This is a genomic window from Synechococcus sp. JA-2-3B'a(2-13) (assembly GCF_000013225.1).
Lineage (GTDB): Bacteria > Cyanobacteriota > Cyanobacteriia > Thermostichales > Thermostichaceae > Thermostichus.
Window position 1 is genome coordinate 229,467 of record NC_007776.1, and the last position, 25,372, is coordinate 254,838.

22 protein-coding genes are annotated in these 25,372 nt (G+C 58.8%); 11 read left to right on the forward strand and 11 right to left on the reverse strand.

The features are described 5' to 3' along the window. Positions 1-4: 4 nt before the first annotated feature. Complete coding sequence (locus tag CYB_RS01045) at positions 5-1,540, reverse strand: site-2 protease family protein (protein ID WP_011431885.1); 1,536 nt, start codon at positions 1,538-1,540, stop codon at positions 5-7. 278 nt (positions 1,541-1,818) lie between these two features. Continuing rightward, a complete protein-coding gene (locus CYB_RS01050; RefSeq protein WP_041436092.1) occupies positions 1,819-2,061 on the reverse strand; it encodes a DUF751 family protein in 243 nt (80 codons plus the stop codon). A gap of 533 nt (positions 2,062-2,594) precedes the next feature. On the opposite strand from CYB_RS01050, the gene CYB_RS01055 reads away from it, so the two are divergent. Both CYB_RS01055 and CYB_RS01060 read left to right on the forward strand, forming a co-directional pair. Further along, positions 2,595-3,125 carry a hypothetical protein gene (locus CYB_RS01055; protein WP_238376845.1) on the forward strand — a complete coding sequence of 177 codons (531 nt, stop codon included), beginning with the start codon at positions 2,595-2,597 and terminating at the stop codon, positions 3,123-3,125. A 166-nt stretch (positions 3,126-3,291) separates the two neighbouring features. Further along, positions 3,292-3,939, forward strand: coding sequence for a flavin prenyltransferase UbiX (locus tag CYB_RS01060; RefSeq protein WP_011431889.1), 648 nt, complete (start codon positions 3,292-3,294; stop codon positions 3,937-3,939). Between the two features lie 126 nt (positions 3,940-4,065). Here the strand turns inward: CYB_RS01060 and CYB_RS01065 are convergent, their stop codons facing one another. Further along, positions 4,066-5,184: an alpha/beta fold hydrolase gene (locus tag CYB_RS01065; protein ID WP_011431891.1), complete on the reverse strand. Its 1,119-nt coding sequence runs from the start codon at positions 5,182-5,184 to the stop codon at positions 4,066-4,068. An 87-nt stretch (positions 5,185-5,271) separates the two neighbouring features. On the opposite strand from CYB_RS01065, the gene CYB_RS01070 reads away from it, so the two are divergent. Genes CYB_RS01070 through CYB_RS01080 form a run of 3 tightly spaced genes read left to right on the forward strand, consistent with a single transcriptional unit; the run spans position 5,272 to position 8,085 of the window. Further along, positions 5,272-5,925 carry a cobalt-precorrin-8X methylmutase gene (locus CYB_RS01070; RefSeq protein ID WP_369791760.1) on the forward strand — a complete coding sequence of 218 codons (654 nt, stop codon included), beginning with the start codon at positions 5,272-5,274 and terminating at the stop codon, positions 5,923-5,925. Positions 5,926-5,958: 33 nt separating this feature from the next. Continuing rightward, positions 5,959-6,825, forward strand: coding sequence for a hypothetical protein (locus CYB_RS01075; RefSeq protein ID WP_238376846.1), 867 nt, complete (start codon positions 5,959-5,961; stop codon positions 6,823-6,825). After that, on the forward strand, positions 6,826-8,085 hold the full coding sequence (locus CYB_RS01080; RefSeq protein ID WP_011431894.1) for a bifunctional cobalt-precorrin-7 (C(5))-methyltransferase/cobalt-precorrin-6B (C(15))-methyltransferase: 1,260 nt from the start codon (positions 6,826-6,828) through the stop codon (positions 8,083-8,085). Between the two features lie 46 nt (positions 8,086-8,131). Here CYB_RS01080 and CYB_RS01085 read toward each other — a convergent pair whose 3' ends face one another. Continuing rightward, a complete protein-coding gene (locus tag CYB_RS01085; protein ID WP_011431895.1) occupies positions 8,132-8,734 on the reverse strand; it encodes an NYN domain-containing protein in 603 nt (200 codons plus the stop codon). A 303-nt stretch (positions 8,735-9,037) separates the two neighbouring features. Here CYB_RS01085 and sfsA point away from each other — a divergent pair, with 303 nt between their 5' ends. The 4 genes from sfsA to CYB_RS01105 all read left to right on the forward strand — a co-directional run bounded on the left by sfsA (position 9,038) and on the right by CYB_RS01105 (position 13,370). Next, on the forward strand, positions 9,038-9,757 hold the full coding sequence (gene sfsA, locus CYB_RS01090; RefSeq protein WP_011431896.1) for a DNA/RNA nuclease SfsA: 720 nt from the start codon (positions 9,038-9,040) through the stop codon (positions 9,755-9,757). A 97-nt stretch (positions 9,758-9,854) separates the two neighbouring features. Beyond that, a complete protein-coding gene (locus tag CYB_RS01095; RefSeq protein ID WP_011431897.1) occupies positions 9,855-11,114 on the forward strand; it encodes a GTP cyclohydrolase II in 1,260 nt (419 codons plus the stop codon). 12 nt (positions 11,115-11,126) lie between these two features. Continuing rightward, on the forward strand, positions 11,127-11,912 hold the full coding sequence (xth, locus tag CYB_RS01100; protein ID WP_011431898.1) for an exodeoxyribonuclease III: 786 nt from the start codon (positions 11,127-11,129) through the stop codon (positions 11,910-11,912). Between the two features lie 264 nt (positions 11,913-12,176). Beyond that, positions 12,177-13,370 (forward strand): RNA-guided endonuclease InsQ/TnpB family protein, encoded by a 1,194-nt coding sequence (locus CYB_RS01105; RefSeq protein WP_011431899.1) that lies wholly within the window; start codon positions 12,177-12,179, stop codon positions 13,368-13,370. Here CYB_RS01105 and CYB_RS01110 read toward each other — a convergent pair. After that, positions 13,325-13,786 (reverse strand): sigma-70 family RNA polymerase sigma factor, encoded by a 462-nt coding sequence (locus CYB_RS01110; RefSeq protein WP_011431900.1) that lies wholly within the window; start codon positions 13,784-13,786, stop codon positions 13,325-13,327. The genes CYB_RS01105 and CYB_RS01110 overlap by 46 nt on opposite strands. A 292-nt stretch (positions 13,787-14,078) precedes the next feature. Here CYB_RS01110 and CYB_RS01115 point away from each other — a divergent pair, with 292 nt between their 5' ends. Together CYB_RS01115 and msrA are read left to right on the forward strand one after the other, a co-directional pair. Further along, a complete protein-coding gene (locus CYB_RS01115; protein WP_011431901.1) occupies positions 14,079-15,011 on the forward strand; it encodes an ABC transporter permease in 933 nt (310 codons plus the stop codon). 81 nt (positions 15,012-15,092) lie between these two features. Continuing rightward, a complete protein-coding gene (gene msrA / locus CYB_RS01120) occupies positions 15,093-15,761 on the forward strand; it encodes a peptide-methionine (S)-S-oxide reductase MsrA (RefSeq protein ID WP_011431902.1) in 669 nt (222 codons plus the stop codon). Between the two features lie 14 nt (positions 15,762-15,775). Here msrA and cysW read toward each other — a convergent pair whose 3' ends face one another. The 6 genes from cysW to adhE form a co-directional block, all read right to left on the reverse strand. Beyond that, positions 15,776-16,603, reverse strand: coding sequence for a sulfate ABC transporter permease subunit CysW (cysW, locus tag CYB_RS01125; protein WP_011431903.1), 828 nt, complete (start codon positions 16,601-16,603; stop codon positions 15,776-15,778). Continuing rightward, positions 16,593-17,405 (reverse strand): sulfate ABC transporter permease subunit CysT, encoded by an 813-nt coding sequence (gene cysT / locus CYB_RS01130; protein ID WP_011431904.1) that lies wholly within the window; start codon positions 17,403-17,405, stop codon positions 16,593-16,595. The genes cysW and cysT overlap by 11 nt, the downstream gene beginning before the upstream one ends. A 6-nt stretch (positions 17,406-17,411) precedes the next feature. Continuing rightward, positions 17,412-18,455: a sulfate/molybdate ABC transporter ATP-binding protein gene (locus tag CYB_RS01135; RefSeq protein WP_011431905.1), complete on the reverse strand. Its 1,044-nt coding sequence runs from the start codon at positions 18,453-18,455 to the stop codon at positions 17,412-17,414. A 174-nt stretch (positions 18,456-18,629) separates the two neighbouring features. Continuing rightward, positions 18,630-19,739: a sulfate ABC transporter substrate-binding protein gene (locus tag CYB_RS01140; protein ID WP_238376847.1), complete on the reverse strand. Its 1,110-nt coding sequence runs from the start codon at positions 19,737-19,739 to the stop codon at positions 18,630-18,632. A 153-nt stretch (positions 19,740-19,892) separates the two neighbouring features. After that, positions 19,893-22,679, reverse strand: coding sequence for a bifunctional acetate--CoA ligase family protein/GNAT family N-acetyltransferase (locus tag CYB_RS01145; RefSeq protein WP_011431907.1), 2,787 nt, complete (start codon positions 22,677-22,679; stop codon positions 19,893-19,895). Positions 22,680-22,689: 10 nt separating this feature from the next. Next, positions 22,690-25,320: a bifunctional acetaldehyde-CoA/alcohol dehydrogenase gene (gene adhE, locus CYB_RS01150; RefSeq protein WP_011431908.1), complete on the reverse strand. Its 2,631-nt coding sequence runs from the start codon at positions 25,318-25,320 to the stop codon at positions 22,690-22,692. Positions 25,321-25,372 lie beyond the last annotated feature (52 nt).

Here is a 25,372-nt window from a genome sequence, read left to right on the forward strand (position 1 = left end):
GGATCTAGGCCAAGCCCAGCCCATTTTGCAAAAACGGCGGCACCGGCAGCAGGATCAGCACCAGCAGCGTGAGCATCCCCAGCCCCAGCAGATCTCGGGCCTCGTCCAGTTCCGTCACATCGTTGAGGGCCGGCTCGTCGGCACTGGAAATCACAAACAGCAGCAGCGCCCAGAGCAACAGCCAAGGCTGCACCGTCAAGGCCAGCAGCAGCACCAACCAGCGGGCTACCCGGCCTACATTCGCTCCCATCTGCTGTCCATACACTGCGTGGACAATGTGCCCTCCATCCAGTTGGCCCACCGGCATGAGGTTAAAGGCAATCACCACCAAGCCCAGCCAGCCGGCAAAGGCCAGCGGGTGCAGCTCGATCACCTGCCCCGGCTGCAACTGATCCCCCAGCACCATGCGGGCCAGAATTGCCAGCAGCACCGATAGGCGCGGGTCAATGCGATGAAAACTAATCGGGGTCGGCTGCCCCTCCGGCACCGCGGGAGGATCTGCAGGCGCTGAAAACAACAGCCCCAGCAACAGCATGCCCAAAGCAACAAGACTCCCTGCCAGCGGCCCAGCGGCGGCGATATCAAACAACACCTTGCGGTTGGGCACCGGCTCTTTCAACTGGATAAACGCCCCAAAAGTCCCTAGGACAAAAGGCACCGGGATGAAATAGGGCAGCGAGGTTTTGATGTGGTGGCGGCGGGCCACCCAGTAACGAGTCCACTCATGGGATCCCAAAATGGCAAGGATCCCGACCGCATAGGGCAATCCTTTCATCAGAGAGGGCAAATGCAGCAGCCGGTCAGGGCTAACCCCAGCCGCGTGGGCCCCAGCACTGAGGGTTGTCCAGAAGGTGAATAGCAACAGCCCCAAAGCCAGCAGCGGCAACTCTCGACTGTCCGCCGGGGAGCGCCGCGCCGCCGGGTTGGGCACCAAGGCAAAAAAGGGCTTACCGGCAAACCCCTCCTGCAGCACCACCAAAAAGCGTTTGCCGAAAGTGGTTTCCACGTTTTGCTGCACCCGCTCATAGGCTTCACTGGGATCCGCCCGCAAGTTGCCCCGGCAGATGATCGCCTGGGGGCGGTACTCCACATTTTGCAAATAAAAGACGTTCCAGGGGAAGCAATGGCTCAGCTTCTCCCGCGGCACTTCGGAGATGGGGGTGTGGGCAAGAGCCAGCGAGACCGGATCTGCGGCGCCGTCTTCCTCCTCTTCCTCTGGCTCAGGTTCCCCAGCCGGCGAGGGATCCGCTTCTGGAGAGGAGTTTTCCACCTCTGGCCGAGGGCCTCCGGTTGAGGGTCGAATACCCCCTCGTCTCACCAAGGTCATGCTGGTAAAGTAGGAGGTGAGAAACAGCAGCAACATCAGCAAGGGAGGCAATTCGTACTGAAACACCTGACGCCCCAGCACCCAAACCAAAGGGGGCAGCATCATCACCAGCCACAGGATCCGCCACGGCACCTTTGAGAGGCGGGCCACACTTTTTTGCAGCAGCAGGTAGGTTGCAGAACCCACCAGCGCCAACAGGATCCAATCTGCCATGAGTTCAAAAAACGGAGGAGAACACCTCTACCAAGCTAGCGGCAAATCCAATCCCCTCGCTACAGCTTGCAGCCGGGATCCCTGAAGAGCCAATTGAGGCTTGGCCTGCCCATAGACCGCCACCATTCCGGGGCAAACTTTTCATTCGCGCGAGCGGTGCGGAGCACTTTACTTCTTGTCAGCAGTGGGGCGAAAAAGAGGGATCCCCTTGAGGCGTGCTTATGCTGCCGGCGTCCACTGCACAGCTTCGCCCATGGGCCCCAACCTCAACCCAGTATCTATTCTGGCCAAAAGGTATTCCCTGTCATGCCTCGCAGGGTGAAATAAACAAATAGAAGCAACAAAAGGGATCCCAGCGTCACCATAGCCGCCGCTGTTGGACTTTTGCGATACAGGCCGACAAAAGGCTGGAGGCCAGCCCAGATCCCCCCCAGCAAAACGGTAATAAAGTAAGTGGGATAACGGGAGACATTCTCCACAAACTGGTCTTCCAGTCTTCTGGGGGGCTGCGGTTGTGGCATAAGAGGCTGGGGCTCCAACTCCTTTTTTCTCAGTGTGCCATAGGTAGCTGTCAACCATCTGGAGGCTGGCCATCTTCAGGGAACTGGCGGCAACTCAAAAAGTGTAGTCATCTCAAACTAGATTGAGACACTCCCCAAACGCTCCGCGCCGCTGCCGCGACCCCCCAGCTCATCTCTCTGGGAGAGGGGGGTTGGAGAGCAAGGCAACGGAAATGTTTTATTCCTATTCAAAATGACTATAAATCTCCTCCATTGGCGCTCTTTTGGCAGCCGAGCAACCTCGGCTCCCCAGCCGCTGTGGCACCAACCGACCGGTAAGCAGCCTCTCTGCCGCTTGGCTCACAGCCTCCGCGAGGGAGAAAGTCCATCGTCCCCTCATATCAAAAAGAACATCTACTTCACGAAGAGTGGTTGGAGCGAAGGGGAGACTGCGCAGATTCAGGAAACCGAGAACCTGATATGGTAGGCGTTATCCTGCCTGATCTGCTCTTTTGCTCAGTGCAGCCTCCCCTCTTCATAGACTGATGCGAGAATTGCCCTCTGATCCTTCCAATCGTGCCGGCGTACCCTTTGGGGATCAGACCCTGGCTCTGATGCGCGTCCAGGAGGCCCTGGATCAATTGGAGGCAGCCATTCTCAGTAGCCCTCGCCTGTTTTGGTCTCGCACCCTTATTGAAGAGGAAAAGATTCTGGAGCAGTTAGACTTTATCCGCCTGAACCTGCCGACAGCCCTGGAGGAAGCGGAGGAACTGCTGCGCCAGCGGGATCGGATCTTGGCAGAGGCCAATCGCTACGCCCAAGAAATTGTGGCCGCGGCCCAACGTAGGGCTGAGCAGCTCCTCAACGAATCGGCGATTCTGCGACAGGCCCAAGCTCAGGCGGAGCAGTTATTGCAACAAGCCTATCAACATAGTGAGGAGGTGCGGCGACAGACACTGCAGGAATCGGAGCGCCTGCAGCGGGAGGCCCACCGTTACGTGGATCAGGTGTTGCAAGACTTGGAGTTGCGGTTGGTGGAGTCCTTACGGGTGATCCGCAACGGGCGGCAAAATCTGCAGACCTAACAGAGAAGAGTCAGACTGGGGCTTGAGCGCTGCCTTCAACCTGTGCCAGGAGCATTTTTATCCCGCGTTGTGCAAGTCTTTTGGAGCGGTGGGTTAGGGATCTCCTGAGCAGGCGAGGGACGGCTCCCCTCGCTAGACTTGAGCAGAAGACGTTCCCCAGCGGCCCTTGACATCCTCTCTGCCCATCATCCTTGGCGTATCAGGCGCTTCAGGGATGCTCTATGCTGTGCGCGCTCTGCATGTTCTGCTCAGCCTGGACTACCGCGTCGAAGTGGTGGCCTCCAAAGCGGCCTATCAGGTGTGGCAGGGAGAACAAGGGGTGCTGCTGCCGACAGACCCCCGCAAGCAGGCCCACTTTTGGCGACAGCAAGCCGAGAGCAGCGGTGGATCCCTAGTTTGTCATCGCTGGCAGGATGTGGGGGCAACCATTGCCAGTGGCTCCTATCGCACGCAGGGGATGTTGGTGATCCCGTGCAGCATGGGTACAGTTGCCAAGTTGGCTGCCGGCTTGAGCTCGGATCTGCTGGAGCGGGCTGCTGATGTGCAGCTCAAGGAGGGACGACGCTTGGTGGTGGTGCCGCGGGAAACCCCCTTTAGCCTGATCCACCTGCGCAACTTGACCACTCTGGCAGAAGCGGGGGCGCGCATTGTTCCGGCCATTCCAGCTTGGTACCACCAGCCGCGTACCATCCTAGATTTGGTGGATTTTGTGGTGGTGAAGGCGTTGGATCAGTTCGGTATTGATGGCGATCTCATTCGCCGCTGGCAGGGGATGCGCCAGCATCAGATCCTCAAGCTGCCCCCTGATCTCTGAGCGGGATCCCTTTTCCCGGCGGCAGGCTGGGATTTGGCTTGGGGGTGTTCCAAGCTGGGGGGGGCCCTGTGCCGATAGCCCTCACTTGTGGCACCTTGCCGGGAATAGCTCAGATCACTTGCTGAGCTAGCCGACTCGGGGATCCCGCTGAAGGGGGGTGGGCAAGTCAGGGCAGGTCTCCAGACTGGCCGCCCATTCCCCGATGAGGGTGTTGACCCAGTGAGGCAGCTCGTCGTGGGCGCAGTGGCCTACTCCCGGCAGCTTCACCAAGGTGAGGGCAGGTTGCCAGCGCTTAAATTGGTCTGCCAAAAAACTGGGCACTGCCGGATCTTCTCGGCCCCAAAGTAGCAAGATAGGCATTTTTAGGGTGGGCAGCAGGCGTTTGGGGCTGTCGAAGCGGCGGCAGAGAATGGCCCTCAGACCGTCCAAAAACACGTGGGCTGCCCCCGGCTCAAAGGCCGGTCTCTGGAAGATCTGCACCAGCTCGTCATCCACCTGCTCATCCCGCTTGTAGACATTCTTGATCCAAGCTCGTAGCACCTCGGTTTGTCGCAGCCAGTTGAAGAGGTGGGGATAAGTGAGGGGGCACCCCAGCAACGACAGAATCCCTTCGCAGAGGGCTCGCACCAGAGCATCCCAGGGAGGGGGTAATTCTTCGGGGTGAGGCCCATCGGCACAACTGATCAAGCACAAGCCTTTCACCATTTGGGGATAGCGGGCGGCGGCAATGACTCCCACCAAGCCCCCGATGGAATGGCCCACCAGGATGCTGGGCTGCTGAATGTGAGTTTGCCAAAACTCGTGTACCTGCTCCACCCACAGATCAACGCTGTAGGCAATCTCCGGCTTGGCACTCTTGCCAAATCCCAGCAGGTCGAGGGCATAGACGGAGCGCTGGGATCCCAGAGGGAGAATGTTGTGGCGCCAATGACCCACTGACGCTCCAAATCCATGGATTAAAAGGGCCGGAGCTGCCGTCAAGTTGACGACACCGGCAGGGGTTTGGGCACGACTGGGGGTGTAGGTGAAATGGATGGGCCAGCCCCGCCAATGCCAGGTTTGGGAGTAGCCGTAGCGAGGCAAAGCCGACAAGGGATCCCTGTCGCTACCCGTTGGGGAAGAGGAGGGCGCATCAACAGAGGAGAAACCGGGATTGCCGACGGAATTGGCGCTGACCCGAGCAGAAGGGGAAGGATGGGAGTTGAGTCTGTGCAAGGGAGGAGTGGGTGACAACAATAGGCTCATCTCCAATTTAGGCTAGACCAATCTTAGTGGTTTTCTCGGCTCGCCCAAAGCTACTTTGCTACCGGTTCTTCTTTAGGACATGCCAGCATGACTGTGCCCCTGACTCCAGACCCAATGAATGAAGCCTTCCAGGTAGACCCAATCACTGCTGCCAGCTTCCGCCAGATCGATCAAGAGATTGGCCCCCACCCCTGGCAAGGGATCCCTTATGAGGTGGTGCGCCGCGCCATTCATGCCACTGCCGACTTTGAGCTACGGGATCGCTTTTTCTTCGGCCCCAACGCCGTCGAACAAGCCCTGGCAGCCCTGCGGCAAAAGCGGCCTGTCGTTGTCGATGTCAGGATGGTGGCAGCTGGGATCCAGTCAGGTCTGAAAGCCCAAGGGATCCCCCTCTACTGTGCTTTGGACTGGGTGGAGGAGCCCCGTTGGCCCGGTCAAACCCGCGCCGCCAATGGGATGGTGAACTTGGCACGCCGCTATCCAGAAGCCCTGTTTGTCGTTGGCAATGCCCCCACCGCGTTGCTGGCTTTGGTGGAGGAGATTCGGGCACAGCGGGTCAAGCCGGCTTTGGTGATCGGAGTGCCGGTGGGATTTGTGGCGGTGGAAGAGGCCAAGCAGGCGTTGGCGCAAACGGATGTTCCCCAGATTCGGGTGGAGGGCCGCAAAGGCGGATCCCCAGTTGCTGCTGCCATTGTCAATGCCCTTCTCTTGGCAGCTCAACGGGATCCCATCCCCAACTGACTAGAATTGAAGGGATATCTTCAGACCTTTCCCATGACCCCAGAACAAGAGGAGTGGCTGATTCGCAACCTTCAGCAACAACAAGAACAAATCCAAGAAATGCGGGCCGAGCAGCAGCGGTCGGCTGAGCGCTTTGAGGCTCAGATGGTTGAGATGCGGCAGGGCTTTGCAGCCCAAATCTCCGAGATCCGGGCTGAGCAGCAGCGGTCTGCCGAGCGCTTTGAGGCCCAGATGGCCGAAATGCGAGCCGAGCAGCAGCGGTCGGCTGAGCGCTTTGAGGCTCAGATGGTTGAGATGCGGCAGGCCTTTGCAGCCCAAATCTCCGAGATCCGGGCTGAACAGCAACGATCTGCCGAGCGCTTTGAGGCTCAGATGGTTGAGATGCGGCAGGCCTTTGCAGCCCAAATCTCCGAGATCCGGGCTGAACAGCAACGATCTGCCGAGCGCTTTGAGGCTCAGATGGTTGAGATGCGGCAGGGCTTTGCAGCCCAAATCTCCGAGATCCGGGCTGAACAGCAACGATCTGCCGAGCGCTTTGAGGCCCAGATGGCCGAAATGCGGGCCGAGCGGCAGGCTATGGAAGCCCAACTCCAGACCGAAATCCAGGAGATCAGGGCGTTGATCCAACAGAACCAGGAGCGGATTCGACAGAACGAAGAGCGGGGAGACGAGCTGGAGGTGGCCATACAGGAGTGCCGCCGAGATATGCAGGCTGGGTTTGCCGAACTGAGGGAAGCGCAAGCCATGATGATGGAGCAATTTCGGGAGCGCGATGGCCGCCTGATCGAGGCTCAACTCAGCTTTATTCGGGAGATGCGGGAAATGCAACGGGAAGTGGCGGAGCTGCGACTGGATTTTCTCAATCACATGCGCCAATACCACCCACCTGTCGAACGTTAAATGGCTACGGCAGCACCTGGGCGGTCACCTCAGCTTGCGGTCGTAGGGGTAGCGGGGGATGGCTCTGTGGCTTCCTGGGGGATCCCCCCCCTTTCCCAAGCCAGGGTTTTGGCAGGAGCCCCTCATCTGCTCCGGCACTTTACCGATCATCCGGCCCGCAAGATCCCGCTCACCGGGCCAGTGGAAAGTTGGATCCCACTTTTGCAGCAGGAGATGGCTCAGGGATCCCTAGTTTTGTTGGCCAGCGGGGATCCGCTTTTTTTCGGGATCGGGCGGCTGTTGACGGAGTATTTCCCAGCGGAGCGGTTGGCCTTCTATCCGCAGGTGAGCTCGGTGCAGCTGGCCCTGAACCGCCTGCAGATCCCCTGGCAGGAGGCGACCATCCTCAGCCTGCACGGGCGGGGAGTGGAGCGGTTGGAAGCCGTTCTCAAGCAGGGATCCCCTGTGATCGTGGTGCTCACCGATCCGGAGCATACACCGACCGTCTTGGCCCAGTTCATTGCCGACCTGCGGCTGCCGGTGCGTTACCAAGCCTGGGTCTGTAGTCAACTGGGATCCCCTCAAGAACAGGTCGTGCCCCTCCAAGAAGGGGAAGACGCCGTTTTCCCCAGCCCCAACGTTGTGGTGCTGCGACGAGTAGAGCCGGAGCCAGATCCCCATCGCTGGCCTTTGGTCGGGATCCCGGACGACCAGTTCTACACCTTTCCCGACCAGCCCGGCTTGATCACCAAGCAGCCCATCCGCCTGCTCACCTTGGGATCCCTGCAGCTCCCCCAAGAGGGCGTGGTGTGGGATATCGGTGCCGGCACCGGCTCGGTGGCCATCGAAATAGCCCGCCTCTCTTCTCGGCTCCAGGTCTATGCTGTCGAGCGCAACGCCATGGGCATCTGTCTGATTCGGCGCAACCGGCAACGCTTTGGCCCAGAGAACCTGCAGGTGATCCCGGGGGCAGCCCCCCAAGTGTTGGCCGACCTGCCAGATCCGGATCGGGTGGTGCTGGGCGGTGGCGGCAAAGGGATCCGCGACCTGCTGCCGGTGGTGGGAGCCCGCCTGCGGCCTGGAGGGATCTTGGTGGCCAACTTCGCTACCCTAGAAACCTGCAGTGAAGCCCTGCAATGGCTGCGTTCTCGGGGCTGGCAAGTTCGAGTAGATCACGTTCAGATCTCCCGCTCTGCCGTCCTGGCCGAGGGCACCCGCTTTGCCCCCCTGAACCCGGTTTACCTGCTGCAAGGGATCCCTTCAAATTGGAAAGCCCAGTAAGCCCCCCGTTGCTCTGCTTTCCCTTCTCCCTGTGGGGGAGGGAAAGTTATCCCTCGTCCTCCTCATCGGCGGTGAACCCCGGTCGGTACAGGTAGGCGGAGGAGGGACGGTTGGTCTTCTTGATTTGGTCTTTGATGGATTCCAGGTCGATGTAGCGATCCGCCAAGTTGATCAGTTGATCGCTGGTCATGGAACGCAAGCTGACCACCTCCACTCGTGCCCCTTGGTAGCTAACGGCATTGACCGCATAGGCCAAGTCTCCATCGCCGCTCACCAGCACAGCCGTCTCATACCAGCGCACCAGCGACAGCATATCCACGGCAATTTCCACATCCAGGTTGGCTCTCTTGGATCCATCGGGCAACTGGGTTAGCTCTTTGGTAACCACGCGGTAGCCATTGCGGCGCATCCAGAGCAAAAACCCCTGCTGCTTTTCGTTGTTGCGATCGACGCCGGTGTAGAAAAAAGAGCGCAAAAGGGGCGACCGACCACTCAGCGTCTTCAGCAGACGGGTGTAGTCGATCTCAATGCCCAGTTGCAGAGCGGCGTAGAACAGATTAGACCCGTCGATGAATATGGCCACACGCCCACGGTTGTCCTGCAAGGAATCCCCAGGCTGAAAACTGGGATCAGGATCAAGACGCAGCATTCGGGTTTTCTTCTCCAAGTTTTGACAAAAGGGCAGAAAAAACGAGGTGTTAAATGGGTTTAATCGCCAATACAGCTCTTTCCGGCAGCACCGACTACAGATAATGCAGACGCATCTCTTGTGCGATAGGGATCTTACTGCTTCCCAGAGTGATCTGCAGAATTCCCATGAAGTCGGAAAGAGCTGTAAGAGGGTGCCCCAAGCCCTGGGACACATGATTTACCCTAGCGCAGGAGAGACGATCCCCGGAGAAGATTTCCAAAATCCTAAAGAAAAATACCTACGAAAGGAGAGGCTTTGGGGATGGAGTGCGGGGATGGGCCGGTACCTTACCGCTTTTCGAGCCCCTTGCACAGAGGGGTGCTGCGCAGCCGCTACAAGCGGTTTTTGGCCGATGTGGAGCTGGAAAACGGGCAACAGATCATCGCCCATTGCCCCAACACGGGGCCGATGAGTGGGGTCTGTCAGGTGGGGGCACCTGTGTACCTCTCCCATCACCCGGAGCCAAAACGGAAACTGGCCTACACCTGGGAAATGATCCAGGTGGATGGGGTATGGGTGGGGATCAACACCAGCTTGCCCAATCGCCTGGTGGACTGGGGGCTGGAGCGAGGGTGGTTTCCCCAGTTGGCAGGATTTTCCCGCCGGCAACGGGAGGTGACCTGCGGCAAGAGCAAAATCGACTTTCTGCTGACAGGAGACGCTGGCTCGGCCTATCTGGAGGTGAAGAATACCACCTGGGCTGTGGGATCCCGCGCGCTGTTTCCCGATACGGTGACCACCCGCGGCCAAAAACACTTGGAAGATCTGATCCAGATCCGCCAACAGGGGCAGCGGGCTCTGCTGCTGTACTGGATCAATCGCGCCGATTGCACCGAGTTTGCCCCCGGCGAAGAACGGGATCCCCGCTATGCCCGTCTGTTTCGTGAGGCCCTGCAAGCCGGAGTGGAGATGTTGCCCTATCGGGTCGAGGTTTCGCCGACAGGGATCCGCCCCTTGGGTTTGGCCAAAATCGTTGTCTAAGCACCCCAAAAGAAGGGGCAAGCTCTCTGGAAACGGCTGGGGATCGCCTATAATACTGCTTTCTCCAGATTCTTAGTTTTCCAAGCACTTGAGGACCATGAGCGAACCTTCCTCCCGTCCTCATCACATTGTCCTGACTTCCCATCCCTCCCCTCATGGGACGCAAGCCCAGCCGATCCGCTGGGGAGCCTTGGATCCGCTGCGGCGGGGGCCGGTGGTGGGTAGCCTGACCAATCTTGCCCATCGCAATGTCATCGGCACCCATGCGGGAGCCTACGCTGTCTATCGGGCATTGGCTGTGGCCAGTGGCTCTTTGCAGGCGGATCACCGCGCCGATTTAACCCATACTGCCCCGGTGGTGTCGATTGGCCCTCACCCAAGCTGGGGAGATCCAGACCGGATTGTGTCCTTGGATCCCTGGGGAGCAGTTGTGGGGGAAGTCTTTGCTCCCCTCTATGCCCAGGGCTACGATATTCGCCCTACTATTGCCATTACTCAGGCCCACATCCACATGCCAGAACTGCAGGAGGCGGTCAACAAAGGGCGGTTACGGGTGGATGGCCGGATCCTCAAAGACAATGGCAGCCTGGTGGTCACCAAAGCCGCAATCGAGCCGGTCTGGTACCTGCCGGGGATCGCCAAACGATTGCAGGTGAGCGAAAGCCTGCTGCGCCGCACCCTCTTCGAGCAGACGGGAGGCATGTTTCCAGAATTGGTGACTCGCCCAGACCTATCGGTGTTTTTGCCGCCCATCGGTGGCCAGACGGTGTACATCATCGGGCAAGTGGCCGCCATCACCGACCCGGCTTTGCCCCTGGCGGTGCGGGTTCACGACGAATGCAATGGTTCCGATGTGTTTGGCTCGGATATTTGCACCTGCCGCCCCTACCTGGTGCATAGCATTGAGGAATGCGTTAAGACGGCCCAGGCCGGTGGAGCCGGGGTGATCGTGTACCTGCGCAAAGAAGGCCGCGCCTTGGGAGAGGTGACCAAGTTTTTGGTCTACAACGCCCGCAAGCGCCAGGAAGGAGGGGATCGGGCTGATGCCTACTTCGCCCGTACCGAGTGTGTGGCAGGGGTGCAAGACATCCGGTTTCAGGAGTTGATGCCGGATGTGCTCCATTGGCTGGGCATAACCCGAATCGATCGCCTGATTTCCATGAGCGACCTCAAGTATCGAGCCATCACCAACTCCGGCATTGAGGTCGTGCAGCGGGTGCCCATCCCAGAAGAGCTGATCCCGGCGGATGCCCGTGTGGAGATCGAGGCCAAAAAAGCTGCCGGCTACTACACTGAGGGTGAGGTACTGGATGCGGAGCGGCTGGCCCAAATCCGAGGAAGAGCCTTGGTGGAGTGAGCGGGATCCCTCATGCAAGTGGCTACCTGGAATGTCAACTCCATTCGCACCCGGCTGCCTCAGGTTTTGGCTTGGCTGGACAGCCAGGGATCCCTGGATGTGCTCTGCCTGCAGGAGACTAAGGTGGTGGATGAAGACTTTCCCCGGGCGGCCTTTCAGGAGCGGGGCTTTCATGTGGAGGTCTACGGGCAAAAGTCCTACAACGGTGTGGCTCTGATCAGCCGGGATCCCCCGGAAAAAGTAGAACGGGGGTTTGGTGCGCTGCTGCCTTCGGCGGCAGATTTGGACGAGCAAAAGCGGCTGATGAGCGCCATCTACCGCGGGATCCGTATTCTCAACCTTTATGTGCCCAACGGTGCTGAGGTGGGATCGGAAAAATACGCCTATAAATTGCGCTGGCTGGCCACGCTGAAGGATTACCTCGCGGTTGCCCTGAGCCAAGGGGATCCCATCTTGCTCTGCGGGGACTTTAACATTGCCCTGGAAGATCGGGATATTTACGATCCCCAAAAAGCGGGAGAAATCATGGCTTCCGAACCGGAGCGACAAGCCCTGCAGGAGATCCTGGCTTTAGGGTTTGAAGATGCGTTTCGCAGGTTCACCCCAGATCCCGGCCATTTTAGCTGGTGGGACTATCGCTCGGGGGGGTTTCAAAGGAATCGCGGCTGGCGCATTGATCATCATTATCTGTCTCGTGAGCTACAGGAGAAAGCCACCGCTTGCTGGATCGATGTTGAGCCACGGCGGGCCGAAAAACCCAGCGATCATGCCCCTGTCATTGTTGCCCTGGATATTTAAGCGCCTTGTTATAGTCATTTCAAGCTAGGTTGAGACACTCCCCAAACGCTCCCTGCCACTGCCTTCACCCCTTCTCTCAGAGGAAGAGGGGAGCCAGGCGGAAATGTTTCATTCCTGTTTAAATGACCATAACAGCTCATACCAACTAGCCATCCAATTAAAATGGAGCGGCCTCTTCGAGAATTTTCAGCTAGAAATCGCAGGAGCCCCGCACTGTACCCGTAGGGTCAGTGTCGGGAGGAATGCGGAAGTTATGATAGAACCATGACTCAAGTCCTGACCGTCCCCTGCAAGCTCAAGGTGTCCCAGTCGCAAGCCGCAAAGTTGGATGCGACAATGGATGCCTTTGTGCAGGCGTTGAACTGGGTCAACCAAAACACACCAGAAAAAGTAGTCAACGCAGTCAAACTCCAGTCCCTTTGCTATTACCAGATTCGCGCCCGGTTCGGCTTATCCAGTAACTTGGCTCAGCAGGTCTGCAGGCGGCTGGCCGGCGCCCGTAAAGTTGCCCAACAGAAAAACCGCCCCGTCAAAGCGTTCAAGGGTGGCTTCGCTACCTACGACGCTCGTATCTTTTCGTTCCGCGAGAAAGACTGGACGGTGTCGCTGACCACGGTGGAGGGTCGGGAGCGCTTTGAGCTGGCGATTGGCCGCTACCAGAGAGAACGGCTGGCGGGCTCCAATCCCAAATCTGCCACTCTGGTCAAGCGTAAAGACGGCTCCTACTCCATTCAAATCTGTGTGGAAGCGGAGCCATCCCCACCGCAACGCACGGGTAGAGTGCTGGGGGTGGACTTGGGAAGGACAGATATTGCCCATACGTCAGAAGGGGATAACTGGAATGGACAGCAGTTGAACCGAATCCGAGACCACTACTCCCGGTTGAGGGCGGCACTCCAACGCAAAGCCAGTAAGGGCACACGCAGTTCGCGGCGCAGATGCCGTCAACTGCTGCAACGGCTGTCTGGCAAGGAGAGGCGCTTTCAGGCGTGGGTCAATCATCGCATCTCCAAAGCTATTGTCTCTAGGGCAAAGACCACAAACAGCGCTATTGCCCTGGAAGACCTGACAGGGATCCGGAAAAGAGTCAATCAACAACCCCGCAGCAAAGCCGAGCGGCGCAGGGCCAACAGTTGGGCGTTCTACCAACTACGTCAGTTTCTGGAATACAAGGCGAGGGCTGCAGGGGTTTCTCTGATTCTTGTGCCGCCTGCTTACACGTCGCAGACCTGTCACAAGTGTTTACACATCCACCCTGAGCAGGGCAAGTCCTACCGCAGTGGCAAGTCGTTCAAGTGTGGGCACTGTGGATGGGAAGGGGATGCGGATTTGAATGGTGCGAATGTGATTGCGCTTTTGGGGGCTGCTGTGAACCAGCCTAGAGGTTCGTGGTTGGCTTGCCAACTGCAGGGCTACCGAAAGCCCGCCCTGTACTGCGAAGCAGTCAGGGTCGGGTAGTTTACAACCATTCTGTGTTCGGGGCTGAGCTGAGCCATGCTTTGCTGTAGAGCCTGTTGGTAGTGCAAGTGCATCAGGTCGGGGCCAGGGTGAGCGATATCCGATCCGAGGGCCAGGTTTTGGGTTTGGGAGTGTTGCCGGGCGCAGCGCCGTCGCTGATCTGAGGCCACATTCCAGCAGATGCGATACAGCCAAGTGGAAAACTGGGCCGAGCCGCGAAACCGAGGCAACCCTTTCCAGGCACGAATAAACACTTCCTGTACCAGGTCATCCAAAAGATCGGCTCCACACAAGGGATAGAGGATATTCCGTACCGACTGCTGGTATTTGCGGTAGAGTTGGCGAAAGCTCTGGCTGTCGCCGTTGAGGCAGCGCTGGATCAGCTCCCAATCGGATGTATCCTTTGCCGCCTGCACGAGAGGACGCTCCCTTGTTCTCAACCTTGCTTTGTCTGACTCCCAATGCCCCCAAAAGGTTCAAAGGATCCCTGTCTACGATGGCCCTCCACTTCCCGCCAAGATACCGGCATCTTCTGATTGCCGTTTTCCCTCAAAGGATACCCGCCGGCAGGTGTAGACAAGCCAATCCCTCTTGCCTGTTCGCACTTTCTCAATCCCAATTCTGTTGAATTCTATTGGCTCGTCGACCTACAATTCCAATAACACCAAAAAGAGGGAATGAAAAGCTGATCTTCATGCCTGCCTGGCCATGGCCAAAACAACTCAGATAACCGATAAACCCGATCTGTTTGGATTCCTCTATCATCACCCGACGCTCATCCTTGCCATTCTGTTGGGGCCACCTCTCATTTGGTTACTGGTCTTTTACTTGGGGCCGCTGCTGGCGCTGCTGCTGCAAAGTTTTTATCATCTGGATCCCTTTACCGGCCTGATCCTGAGAAAGTTGACTTTGGCCACCTATCGGGAGCTGCTCACTCCTGCCAGCGTGGATATCTTTGTCCGCAGCTTGACTATGGCTTTGGCAGTGACCCTAGCTGCAATTGTGTTGGCTTTTCCTCTGGCTTATACCATGGTCAGACTGGCCTCTCCTCGCTGGAAGGACTTTTTGTACTTGTTGGTGCTCCTACCGCTTTGGTCTAGTTATTTGATTCGGGTTTATGCCTGGAAGTTGATCCTGGCCAAAGAAGGGATCCTTACCTATCTACTCACCCATGTGGGCCTACAGGGCTGGGTGGAAAAGATTTTGCAGTTGCCCGGGATCGGTGGGCCATCGCTGGCTGTATCCAACTTGGGTATTTTCTTGGTGTTTCTCTATGTTTGGCTGCCCTATATGATTCTGCCGATCCAGGCGGCTTTGGAGCGAGTGCCTGATAGCTTAATTGAGGCTTCTGCAGATTTGGGAGCTCAGGGTTGGCAAACGTTCCGCCATGTTACTCTTCCCCTCGCCTTGCCAGGGATCCTGGCCGGGTCGGTCTTTACCTTTTCCTTAACGCTAGGAGATTTTGTGGTGCCTTATTCTCTGGGCAATTCCAGCTATTTCATCGGGCAGGCAGTTCTCGCCTTTCAGGGCACCTCTGGCAACATTCCCTCGGCGGCAGCCTTCACGGTTGTGCCGATGGGGATCATGACCGTCTATCTGCTAGTGGCCAAGCGGCTGGGGGCTTTTGAATCGGTGAGCTGACCCGATCAAGGATTTTTCCAACACATGAGGAGCCAACTGAGCTAGGCTGGTAAGTGTTAACGAATGTATCGGGCTGTCCCTATGGTGCTCTTTGGCTTTGGCAAACTTGGCAAGAAACTGTCCCTGCCCAAACCGGAAGAAGCCTTGCCGGGCCGGGCCGAGCCGATGGTGATCGTGAATCGGCATTTTGTCAATGGCCATCCGCTGCAGCCGCCTTTTCCCGAGGGCATGGAGCTGGCCATGTTCGGCATGGGCTGCTTCTGGGGGGCAGAGCGCAAGTTTTGGCAGGTGCCAGGGGTGTTCAGCACAGCGGTGGGCTACGCTGGCGGGTTTACCCCCAACCCCACCTATGAAGAGGTCTGTACTGGCCTGACTGGCCACAACGAGGTGGTGCGGGTGGTTTACGACCCAGCTCAGGTCAGCTATGCCCAACTGCTGAAGGTGTTTTGGGAAAATCACGACCCTACCCAGGGGATGCGCCAAGGCAATGATGTGGGCACCCAATACCGCTCCGGCATCTATGTGTATTCTCCGGCGCAGCGGGAGCTGGCGGAAAAAACCCGCGATCTCTATCAGCAGGCCCTGACCGCCCACGGCTACGGCCAGATCACCACCGAGATCTTAGACGCGCCTGAGTTTTACTACGCCGAAGACTACCACCAGCAATATCTGGCCAAGAATCCGCGCGGCTACTGCGGCCTGCGGGGCACTAGGGTTTGTCTGCCAGAGATCCTCACCGAGCCTGCCTAGCCCCAACCCAACCGTCAAAAGACTCGGCGGGAATGGGATCCCCGCTCAAGGAACTCCCTAGCCACTAGGGTTACCACCGCCAGCAAGGAGAGCACCACCGCCGCCGCATAGGCTGAGCCGGTGGCATAACTGCGGTAGGCATCTTCCACGAACAGGGGCAAGGTCTGGGTGCGGCCAATGATGTTGCCGGAAACCACAGCCACAGCGCCGAACTCCCCCATGGCGCGGGCATTGGTCAAGATGACGCCGTACAGAAGGCCCCAGCGGATGTTGGGCAGGGTGATTCTCCAGAAGATCTGCCAGGGGGTCGCCCCCAGCGTTTTGGCGGCTTCTTCCTGGTCGGTGCCTGCCTCCTCCAACACCGGCAACACTTCCCGCGCCACAAAAGGAAGGGTGATGAAAGCCGTTGCCAACACAATGCCCGGAAATGCAAAGATAACCCTCCAGGATCCCAGCCAACCCTGACGCCCGAAGATGAGCACCAGCATTAGGCCAGCCACCACCGGGGAAATGGAAAAGGGCAGATCGATCAGGCTCAGCAGCAGCGCCCGCCCCGGAAAACGCCGATGAGCAATGGCCAAGGCAGCACAGAGGCCGAAAAAGGTATTGAGGGGCACAACGACCAGGGCGGTTAGCACCGTCAATCGCAGGGCACTGAGCAACTCCCGCTCTGTCAGGCGATGGAGAAAGGCTGGGATCCCTTCTCGAAACGCCTGATAGAAGATGTTCACCACCGGGATCCCGAGCAGCAGCGCGATGTAAAGCCCGACGATCCCGATCAACAGGCCCGACAGCCATGTTGAGGGCTTCGGTTTGACACCTGCTACCTCGTCAGGTTTCATGGCGACTTCCCCAGGCTTGCAGAAGGTTAATTACCACCAGCGACAGGAAAGAGATCCCCAACATCACCGTTCCGATCACGGTTGCCCCAGCATAGTCGTGTTGTTCCAGCCGCTGAATCACCAGCACCGCCGCGATCAAGTCCCGAAAGGGAATGCTGGAAGCGATGATCACCACAGAGCCGTATTCCCCCACGGCGCGGGAAAACCCCAGGGCCACCCCGGTGAGCACTGCCGGCAGAATCTGGGGCAGCACCACGCGCCGGAAGGTCTGAAAGCGGGAAGCCCCCAAACTCCAGGCTGCCTCTTCCACATCTTTCTCCAGCTCCTGCAACACCGGCTGCACCGTCCGCACCACAAAGGGAAAAGAAATAAACAGCATCGCCACCCCCACCCCCAAGCGGGTAAAGGAGATGCGGATCCCCAAGGGGGCCAAAAGGGATCCAATCCAGCCGTTGCTGCTGTAAACCGTTGCCAGGGTGAGGCCGGCCACGGCGGTGGGCAAAGCAAACGGCAGATCGATCAACCCCTCGAGAAGCTTTTTGCCGGGGAAGGCGTAGCGCACCAGCACCCAGGCAGTCAGGGTGCCCATCACGCCGTTGATCAGAGCCGCCAGCAACGCGGTTACAAAAGTAACTTCATAGGCGGAGAGGGCCACGGGATCCGTCGCGATCCGCCAAAACTCCGCCCAGCCCACGCTGCTGGACTTGGCAATCAAGGCAGCCAGCGGCAGAATCAACATCAAGAAGAGATAGCCCAGGGTCAGCCGCCACGGCCAAGACAGTTGAGACAAAGCTTGCAGCAACGTTTCTCAAGCTCCCACCGGCATTGCGGTCATCTCGGTTTTTTTGACGGGAAAGGCTTTCACCACCTTGGGGCGCACATAGACCTGCTGCCCCACCTGCAGGGGTTGGTTGGCATATTGCTCGCGGCTGAGATGGGCCCACAGGGATCCGCCATCGCTAAGAATCAGCTCCGCCTGAATCTCCCGACCCAGGTGGATGATCTCCTTAACGCGGGCAGAAACACCACTGCTGCCGGGGTTGACCTCAATCTGCACATCGTGGGGGCGCAAAAAAAGCTGATGCGGGCCGGCCTGCACCTCGGGAAGCTGGCAAAAGAGTTGGGAGCGGGGAGAAAGCTCGTTGACCGGGCCGACAAAGCTCATCACAAAGGGTGTAGCTGGATGGTCATAGATTTCTGCCGGGGATCCCACCTGTTCGATCCGCCCCTGGTTCATCACCACGATCTGATCCGCCACCTCCATGGCTTCCTCTTGATCATGGGTTACAAATACCGTTGTCACATGCACCTCATCGTGCAGGCGCCGCAACCACTTGCGCAGCTCTTTGCGGACTTTGGCATCCAGGGCCCCAAAGGGCTCATCCAACAGCAACACCTGCGGCTCCACCGCCAAAGCGCGGGCTAGGGCCACCCGCTGCCGCTGCCCCCCAGAGAGTTGAGAGGGGTAGCGATCCCCGAACCCCGATAGCTGCACCAGCTCCAGCAGCTCATCCACCCGTGCCCGAATCTCGGCCCGTGAAGCCTTGCGGATCTCCAAGCCAAAGGCGATGTTCTGCCGCACCGTCATGTGCTTGAACAGGGCGTAGTGCTGAAAAACAAAACCAATGTTGCGCTCCTGGACGCTGGCATGGGTAGCATCCCGCCCGGTGAGGGAAATCCGCCCCGTATCCGGCTTTTCTAGGCCGGCAATCAGGCGCAGCAGGGTGGATTTGCCAGAACCGGATGGCCCCAAGAGGGCAACCAGGGATCCCGTGGGAATGGTGAGATCGGTGGGGTGAAGGGCCTGAAACTCGCCAAAACGCTTCGATACCCCTTCGATGGTGATACCCATAGGTTCTGCCTAGCTAGTGGTTTGCCTGAGAAGTTGCTGGATGGTTGCCGGCTGAGTCTTCTGGAGAGGGCGAGGGAAGTTAAACCCGCGGCTAATCTACGGTAAACCTGTCAACAAACCGTTGATACAGCTCCCAGAATAACTTGAACGGGGATCCAAAACAAGGGAGACTCCCTACAACTGAGCTTGGATGCGGTCAAACAAGGCCCCATCGGCAAAAAAGCGGCTTTGGACAACCTCCCAGCCTCCCAGGTCGGCGACGGTAACCCGCTTCTCAACAGGAGGGTACCGCCAGGCAAACTCTTGGGCCACCGTCGGCTCCACCGGGCGAAAGCCCACCTCGGCAAAGGCCCGCTGCGCTTCTGGGGTGAATAGGTAGTCCACAAAGGCTTCGGCCACGGCACGGGTGCCTTTGCGATCCACATTGGCATCCACCACGGCTACGGGGTTGTCGATGGAAATGTTGGGATCCGGCACCACATAGAACAGGGATTGGCCGCGCAGGCTGGCCAAGATCACCTCATGTTCGTAGGTGAGCAGGGCATCCCCTTGCCCTTTTTGGAAAAAAACATCGGTGGCCTCTCGTGAGTCCCGCGGCAAAATGCGGACATTCTTGTAGACCTGGGTGGTGAAGGCCAGAGCCTGGGGTTCAGGGACAGCGCTCCAGAGGGCTAAAAAGTTCCAGCGGGCGCCCCCTGAGGTCTTGGGGTTGGCGGTAACCACCTGCAAGCCGGGCCGAGCCAGATCTTGCCAAGAGCGGATCCCCTGGGGGTTGCCCTCCCGCGTTACAATTACTGCCACCGAACGGGTAACGATCCCTTGGTTGGGGGTACGGGCTTCCCATCCCGGCTGAATGAGACCGGCAGCCACGAGGCGCTCCACATCCAGGGCCAGAGCCAAGGCCACCACATCGGCATCCAGCCCGTCAATAACTGCCCGCGATTGCGTTGCCGAGCCGCCGTAGCTGCTTTCCACCCGCACCCGTTGCCCCGTTTTCGCCAGCCAATCGGCCTCAAAAGCAGGGATGATCTGCCGGTAGGCATCCCGCGTCACCGCAAAGGAGGCCAGGAGAATCGCTACTTCCTCTCTGGATCCCCCTGAGCCCATACCGCTGACACAACCACTGAGGCCAAGAAGAAGGCCAAAAATTAGGGATCCCATCCCCAGCCACCGCCCCATGCTCACCGGCAGCCTGCGGATCCCGGCCCCAACTCTCCCAGACCAGACCACCTCGATTGCTGAGGGGATCCCCCATTTGTTCGCAGGTGTCCCTTCAGTGTTCATAGCAATCCCCAAAAACTTCTCCTCCTCCTCAGAGGGAGTCCGCCCTCACCCCCAACCCCCCTCCCAAAAGGGGAGGGGACAAGCGCCAGGACTCTTCCCGTCTTATTCTACGGTAAGCCAGTCGGTAAACCGTTTTTAGTTCTCTGGGGATCTCTAGGGGGAGCAGGTGGCGAGGATTGGCGGATCGGAGATTAAAGCCAGAGCAGCCTTGAGGATCCCGGGATCCTCTGGAGAAGGGCGCAACTGAAACCCCAGCCGCTGACACAGGCGGCGCATGGCCTCGTTTTCGCAAAGAACCTCGCCGGTGAGGTGCTGGATCCCTTCGCAGCGGGCCACCTGAATGAGGCGGGTCAACAGCTCTGTGCCAATCCCTTGCCGTTGGTAGGGATCCGCCACCAGCATGGCAAACTCTGCTTCTTGGGGAAAGCCATGTTTTCTGGAGAGGCGGCTGATGCCGAGGATTAAGGACTTCGTCCCGCTGACGCGATTGGCCTCTGGCTCCTGTTTTTCTGCTACTAAGGCAATCTCGCGGTCGTAATCGTTAAAGCAAATGCGGGTAAGGCGCTCGTGGGCGATGCGGGCGCTGTATTTGATCGGGTGGAAGTAGCGCAGATAGACGCTGTAATCGGAGACGTGGCGGTGAAAATCGATCACCAAAGGCTCGTCTTCAGGGCGAATGGGGCGAATGGTGATGCCGTCCCGGAAGCTCCAGATGTACTGGGTGGGATAGGGGCGGATGGCCAAGGGCACCTGGGGATCCTGCTCGGTTCGCAAAATGACGCGGGCATCCAAAGCCAGCAGGCCCTCGCTGGAAGCCAGCAGCGGATTGATGTCGATCTCTTTAATCTCCCGCTGCTCGGCCACCAGTTGGCTAAAACGCACCAAGAGCTGTTCTAGGGCCTCCAGATCGACAGCTGGGCGTCCCCGCACCCCCCTGAGGGCCTTGTAGATGAGGGTGTTTTCCATCAGACGCCGGGCCAAGGTGGTGTTGAGGGGGGGAAGGCCAATGGAGCGATCTTGAAACACCTCCACCAGTTGTCCGCCACTGCCAAACAGCAACACCGGCCCAAACTGGGGATCCTGGCTGCTCCCCAGGATCAGCTCATAGCCATCCGTGTCCACCATCGGCTGCACCGTGACCCCCTGGAAGTGCTCCGGCCCCGCTTTCTCGCTGACGTTGCGGAGGATTTGCCCGAAGGCCCGGCGCACCGCCTCAGCATCGGGCAGGTTGAGCTGCACGCCGCCCACATCGGTTTTGTGGGTGAGGGTGTGGGAGTAGAGCTTCACCACCACCGGGTAGCCCATGGCCTCGGCAGCTTCCACTGCTGCTTCGGGGCTCTCGGCCACCCGCGTCGGCACCACGGGGATCCCGTAGGCGGCCAGGATTTCCTTAGATTCGACCTCCGTGAGAAGCGTGCGGCCTTCCCGCCTCGCCTGGGCAAGGGTTTGCTGCACTTTTTCCTGCTCCACTGGCCTGGTGGGAGCCAGGGTGGGGGTTTCGTAGAGGGCCTTGAGGTTGTCACTAAAGCGCCACAAATAGCCGAACACCCGCGCCGCTTGATCCGGGTAGCGATAGGTGGGGATCCCGGCTTGGTTGAGGATGTGCTCGCCCGCATCCACGCCAGCTCCCCCCATCCAACTGGCCAGGATAGGCTGCCGGGATCCACTGCGCCGCCAGGTCTCCACCACTTTCTCGGCAGTGGCCGTGGGATCCGTCATGGCTTGGGGGGTGAGGATGACCAGACAGCCCTGGCTGCCGGGATCTTGCAACACCACTTCCAAAACTTGGGCAAAGCGCTCCGGATCGGCATCCCCCAAAATGTCAATGGGATTGCCGTGGCTCCAGTGGGGGGGCAAGATCCGCTCAAGCTGCTCCAGGGTTTGGGGGGAGAGCTGGGCCAGGGATCCCCCGGCGCGAATGAGGGCATCGGTGGCCAGCACCCCTGGCCCGCCGGCATTGGTGAGGATGGTCAGGTGAGGGCCCTGAGGACGGGGCTGTTTGGCCAGCACCTCCGCCAGGTCGAAGAGATCTTCAATGTGATCCACCCGCAGCACGCCGCAACGGCGGAAGGCCGCATCCAACACTGCGTCGCTGCCGGTGAGGGAGCCCGTGTGGGAAGCGGCTGCTTGGGCTGCCGCCTGGGTGCGCCCCGCCTTGATGACAATGATGGGCTTGCTCAGGGCCACCTCTCGGGCCGCGGACAGAAAAGAGCGGGCATCCCCGATGGATTCCATGTACAAGACAATGCTGTGGGTATGGGGATCCTCGCCCAAGTAGTCGATTAAGTCTCCCCAGCCCACATCCAGCATCGATCCCAGAGAGATAAAGGCGCTGAAGCCCACATTTTCCTGCAGGCTCCAGTCCAGGATCGAGGTGCACAGGGCCCCACTTTGGCTGATGAAGCCCACATTGCCGGGCCGGGCCATCTGGGCAGCAAAGGTGGCGTTTAAGCCCGTGTGGGGGTTTTGGATCCCCAGGCAGTTGGGGCCAATCAAGCGCAGCTTCCTAAGGACTCCGTCCCGCTGACGCGATTGGATAGTCTGCTGAATTTGCTTCTCCAGCTCCCAGCCAGCAGGGCCCGTTTCCTTGAAGCCTGCTGAAAGAACAATGGCGCCCTTGACCCCGGCTTCTACGCACTCCTGCACCACCTTGGGCACCCCCGCTGCCGGAATGGCGATAATGGCCAGATCCACCGGCTCCGGCAGAGCGGACAGCCGCTCGTAGGCCCGGATCCCCAACACCTGGTGCCGCTTGGGATTGACCGGGTAAACCGTGCCGCCAAAGGGGTGGCTAATGAGGTTCCACAACACCGTCCGCCCCACGCTGCCCTCCCGCTCCGTGGCCCCCACCACCGCCACCGAACGGGGCAGAAAAATGGGATTCAGGGGATGGGATCGGGCCCTCCAGATATCCACACTGGGATCCAGTCGTTGCCACATACCCTACTCCTTAGGCCAACACTGGTTCCGGCTGGTGGTAGAGGGCAGAATCCACCCGGCAGCCCCGATAGGCCAAAACGTACAGCTCCTTCATGTCTTGAATGAGGGGATAGCGGGGGTTGGCGCCGGTGCATTGGTCGTCAAAGGCTTGCTCCGCCATCGCCTCCAGACGGTCGTAAAACTCCCGCTCTTTCTCCCCCAGGGCCTCGCGAATGGTGGCCGGGATCCCCAGTTTCCGCTTGAGTTCTTCGATGGCCTCAATCAGGCGCATGACCTTTTCATCGTCATCCGCCCCGCCCAACTGCAGGTAATCGGCAATTTCCGCGTAGCGGTGTTTGGCGTTGGGATAGCGGTATTGGGGAAAAATGGCCTGCTTGAAGGGGGCGTCGGTGGCGTTGTAGCGGATGACGTGGGTAATCATCAGGGCATTGGCCAGGCCGTGGGGCAGATGGAAGGTGGATCCCAGCTTGTGGGCCAGGGAGTGGCACACCCCCAAAAAGGCGTTGGCAAAGGCCATGCCGGCAATGGTGGCGGCGTAGTGGACTTTTTCCCGCGCTTCGGGATCCTCGGCGCCCTTCTCGTAGGCCCGCGGCAGGTAGGTCATCAGGAGCTTGATGGCCTGCAGGGCAAGCCCATCGGTAAAGTCGCTGGCCATCACCGACACATAGGCTTCCAGAGCATGGGTGAGGGCATCGATGCCGCCGTAAGCCGTTAGCTTCTTGGGCATCTTTAAGGTGAGATCCGGATCCACAATGGCCATGGTGGGGGTGAGGGCGTAGTCCGCCAGGGGGTATTTGATCCCCACCCGGTCATCGGTCACTACGGCAAAGGGCGTCACCTCGGATCCCGTGCCGGAAGTGGTGGGGATGCAGATGAGCTGAGCTTTTTGTCCCAGTGGGGGCAGCTCGTAAACCCGCTTGCGGATGTCCATAAAGCGCATCGCCAAGCCTTCAAACTCCACCTGGGGCTGCTCGTACATCAGCCACATCACCTTGGCCGCATCCATCGGGGATCCCCCACCGACCGCGATGATCACATCCGGTTGAAACTGGCGCAACTGCTCCAGACCGCGATTGACGTTGCTGAGGGTGGGATCCGGCTCTACATCGTGGTACACATCCCAGCTCACGCGAATCTCATCCAAAACCTGGGTGATGGGATGCAATATGCCCAACTCAAAGAGCGGCTTATCGGTCACCAAAAAGGCGCGTTTTTTGCCGGCCAATTCCCGCAGAGCAATGGGTAGACATCCGGGCTTGAAGTAAACCTTGGGCGGGATCCGAAACCAGAGCATGTTTTCCCGACGTTGGGTTACCGTTTTAATGTTGAGCAGGTGGCGCGGCCCCACATTCTCGGAGATCGAATTGCCTCCCCAAGTGCCACAGCCCAAAGTCAGAGAGGGATCTAGCTTGAAGTTGTAGAGATCCCCAATGGCCCCTTGTGAAGAGGGAGTGTTGATCAAGACTCGACCGGTTTGCAGGGCATTTTCAAAGTAGGCAATATCGTCCCGATTGGCGGGATCTGTGTACAAAACAGAGGTGTGTCCCCGCCCGCCGAAATTGACCAGTTGGACAGCAACATCTACGGCGCTGTGGAAATCGTTGGCGCGGTAGAGGGCCAGAACAGGGGCCAATTTTTCGTAGGAGAAGGGCTCCTCCGGCCCCACCTTCTCCACTTCCCCAATCAGCAGTTTGGTGCCTTCGGGTACCTGGATACCGGCCAGGGCAGCGATGGTCTGCACCGACTGGCCCACAATGGCCGGATTGAGGCGACCGTCTTTGAGAAGGATGCGGCGCACGGCTTCGATTTGTTCCGGATCCAAAATGTAGGCCCCCCGATGGCCGAACTCGGCCTTGACCTGCTCGTAGATGGCATCCACCACCACCACTGCCTGTTCTGAGGCACAGATCATGCCGTTGTCGAAGGTCTTGCTCAACAAAATCGAGCTGACAGCCATGGGAATATCGGCACTGGCATCGATCACTGCCGGGGTATTGCCCGCTCCCACCCCCAAAGACGGGTGGCCCGAAGAGTAGGCCGCTTTAACCATGCCAGGCCCGCCGGTAGCCAAGATCAGCTTCACCTCAGGATGCTGCATCAAAGCCTGGGACAGCTCGATGGTGGGCTCATCGATCCAGCCAATGAGCCCCACGGGAGCACCCGCTGCCTCGGCGGCTTCCTTAACCACTTTGGCTGCGGCAATAGTACATTTTTTGGCGCGGGGATGAGGGGAAAAGATAATGCCGTTGCGGGTTTTGAGGGTGATCAGAGCCTTGAAAATGGTCGTTGACGTGGGGTTGGTTACCGGCACAATACCTGCCAAAAGACCCACCGGTTCAGCAATGCGCTCGTAGCCAAAGCTCTCATCCCGCTCGATAACCCCGCAGGTTTTCTCGTGTTTGTATTTGTTGTAAATGTATTCCGAGGCAAAGTGATTTTTGATCACCTTGTCCTCCACAATACCCATGCCGGTTTCCTGTACCGCCAGCTTGGCCAACGGGATCCGTTCGTTGTTGGCAGCCAGAGCGGCTTTGTGAAAAATCCGGTCTACCTGTTCTTGGGTGAAAGTTGCATATTCAGCTTGGGCAGCCTTCACCTGCTGGATCAAGGTTTCCAGCTCGGCTAGATTGGTTACTGGCATCGGTGGATCCCTCCAAAACTCATCAAGACTTAGACGATAGGAACAATTGACA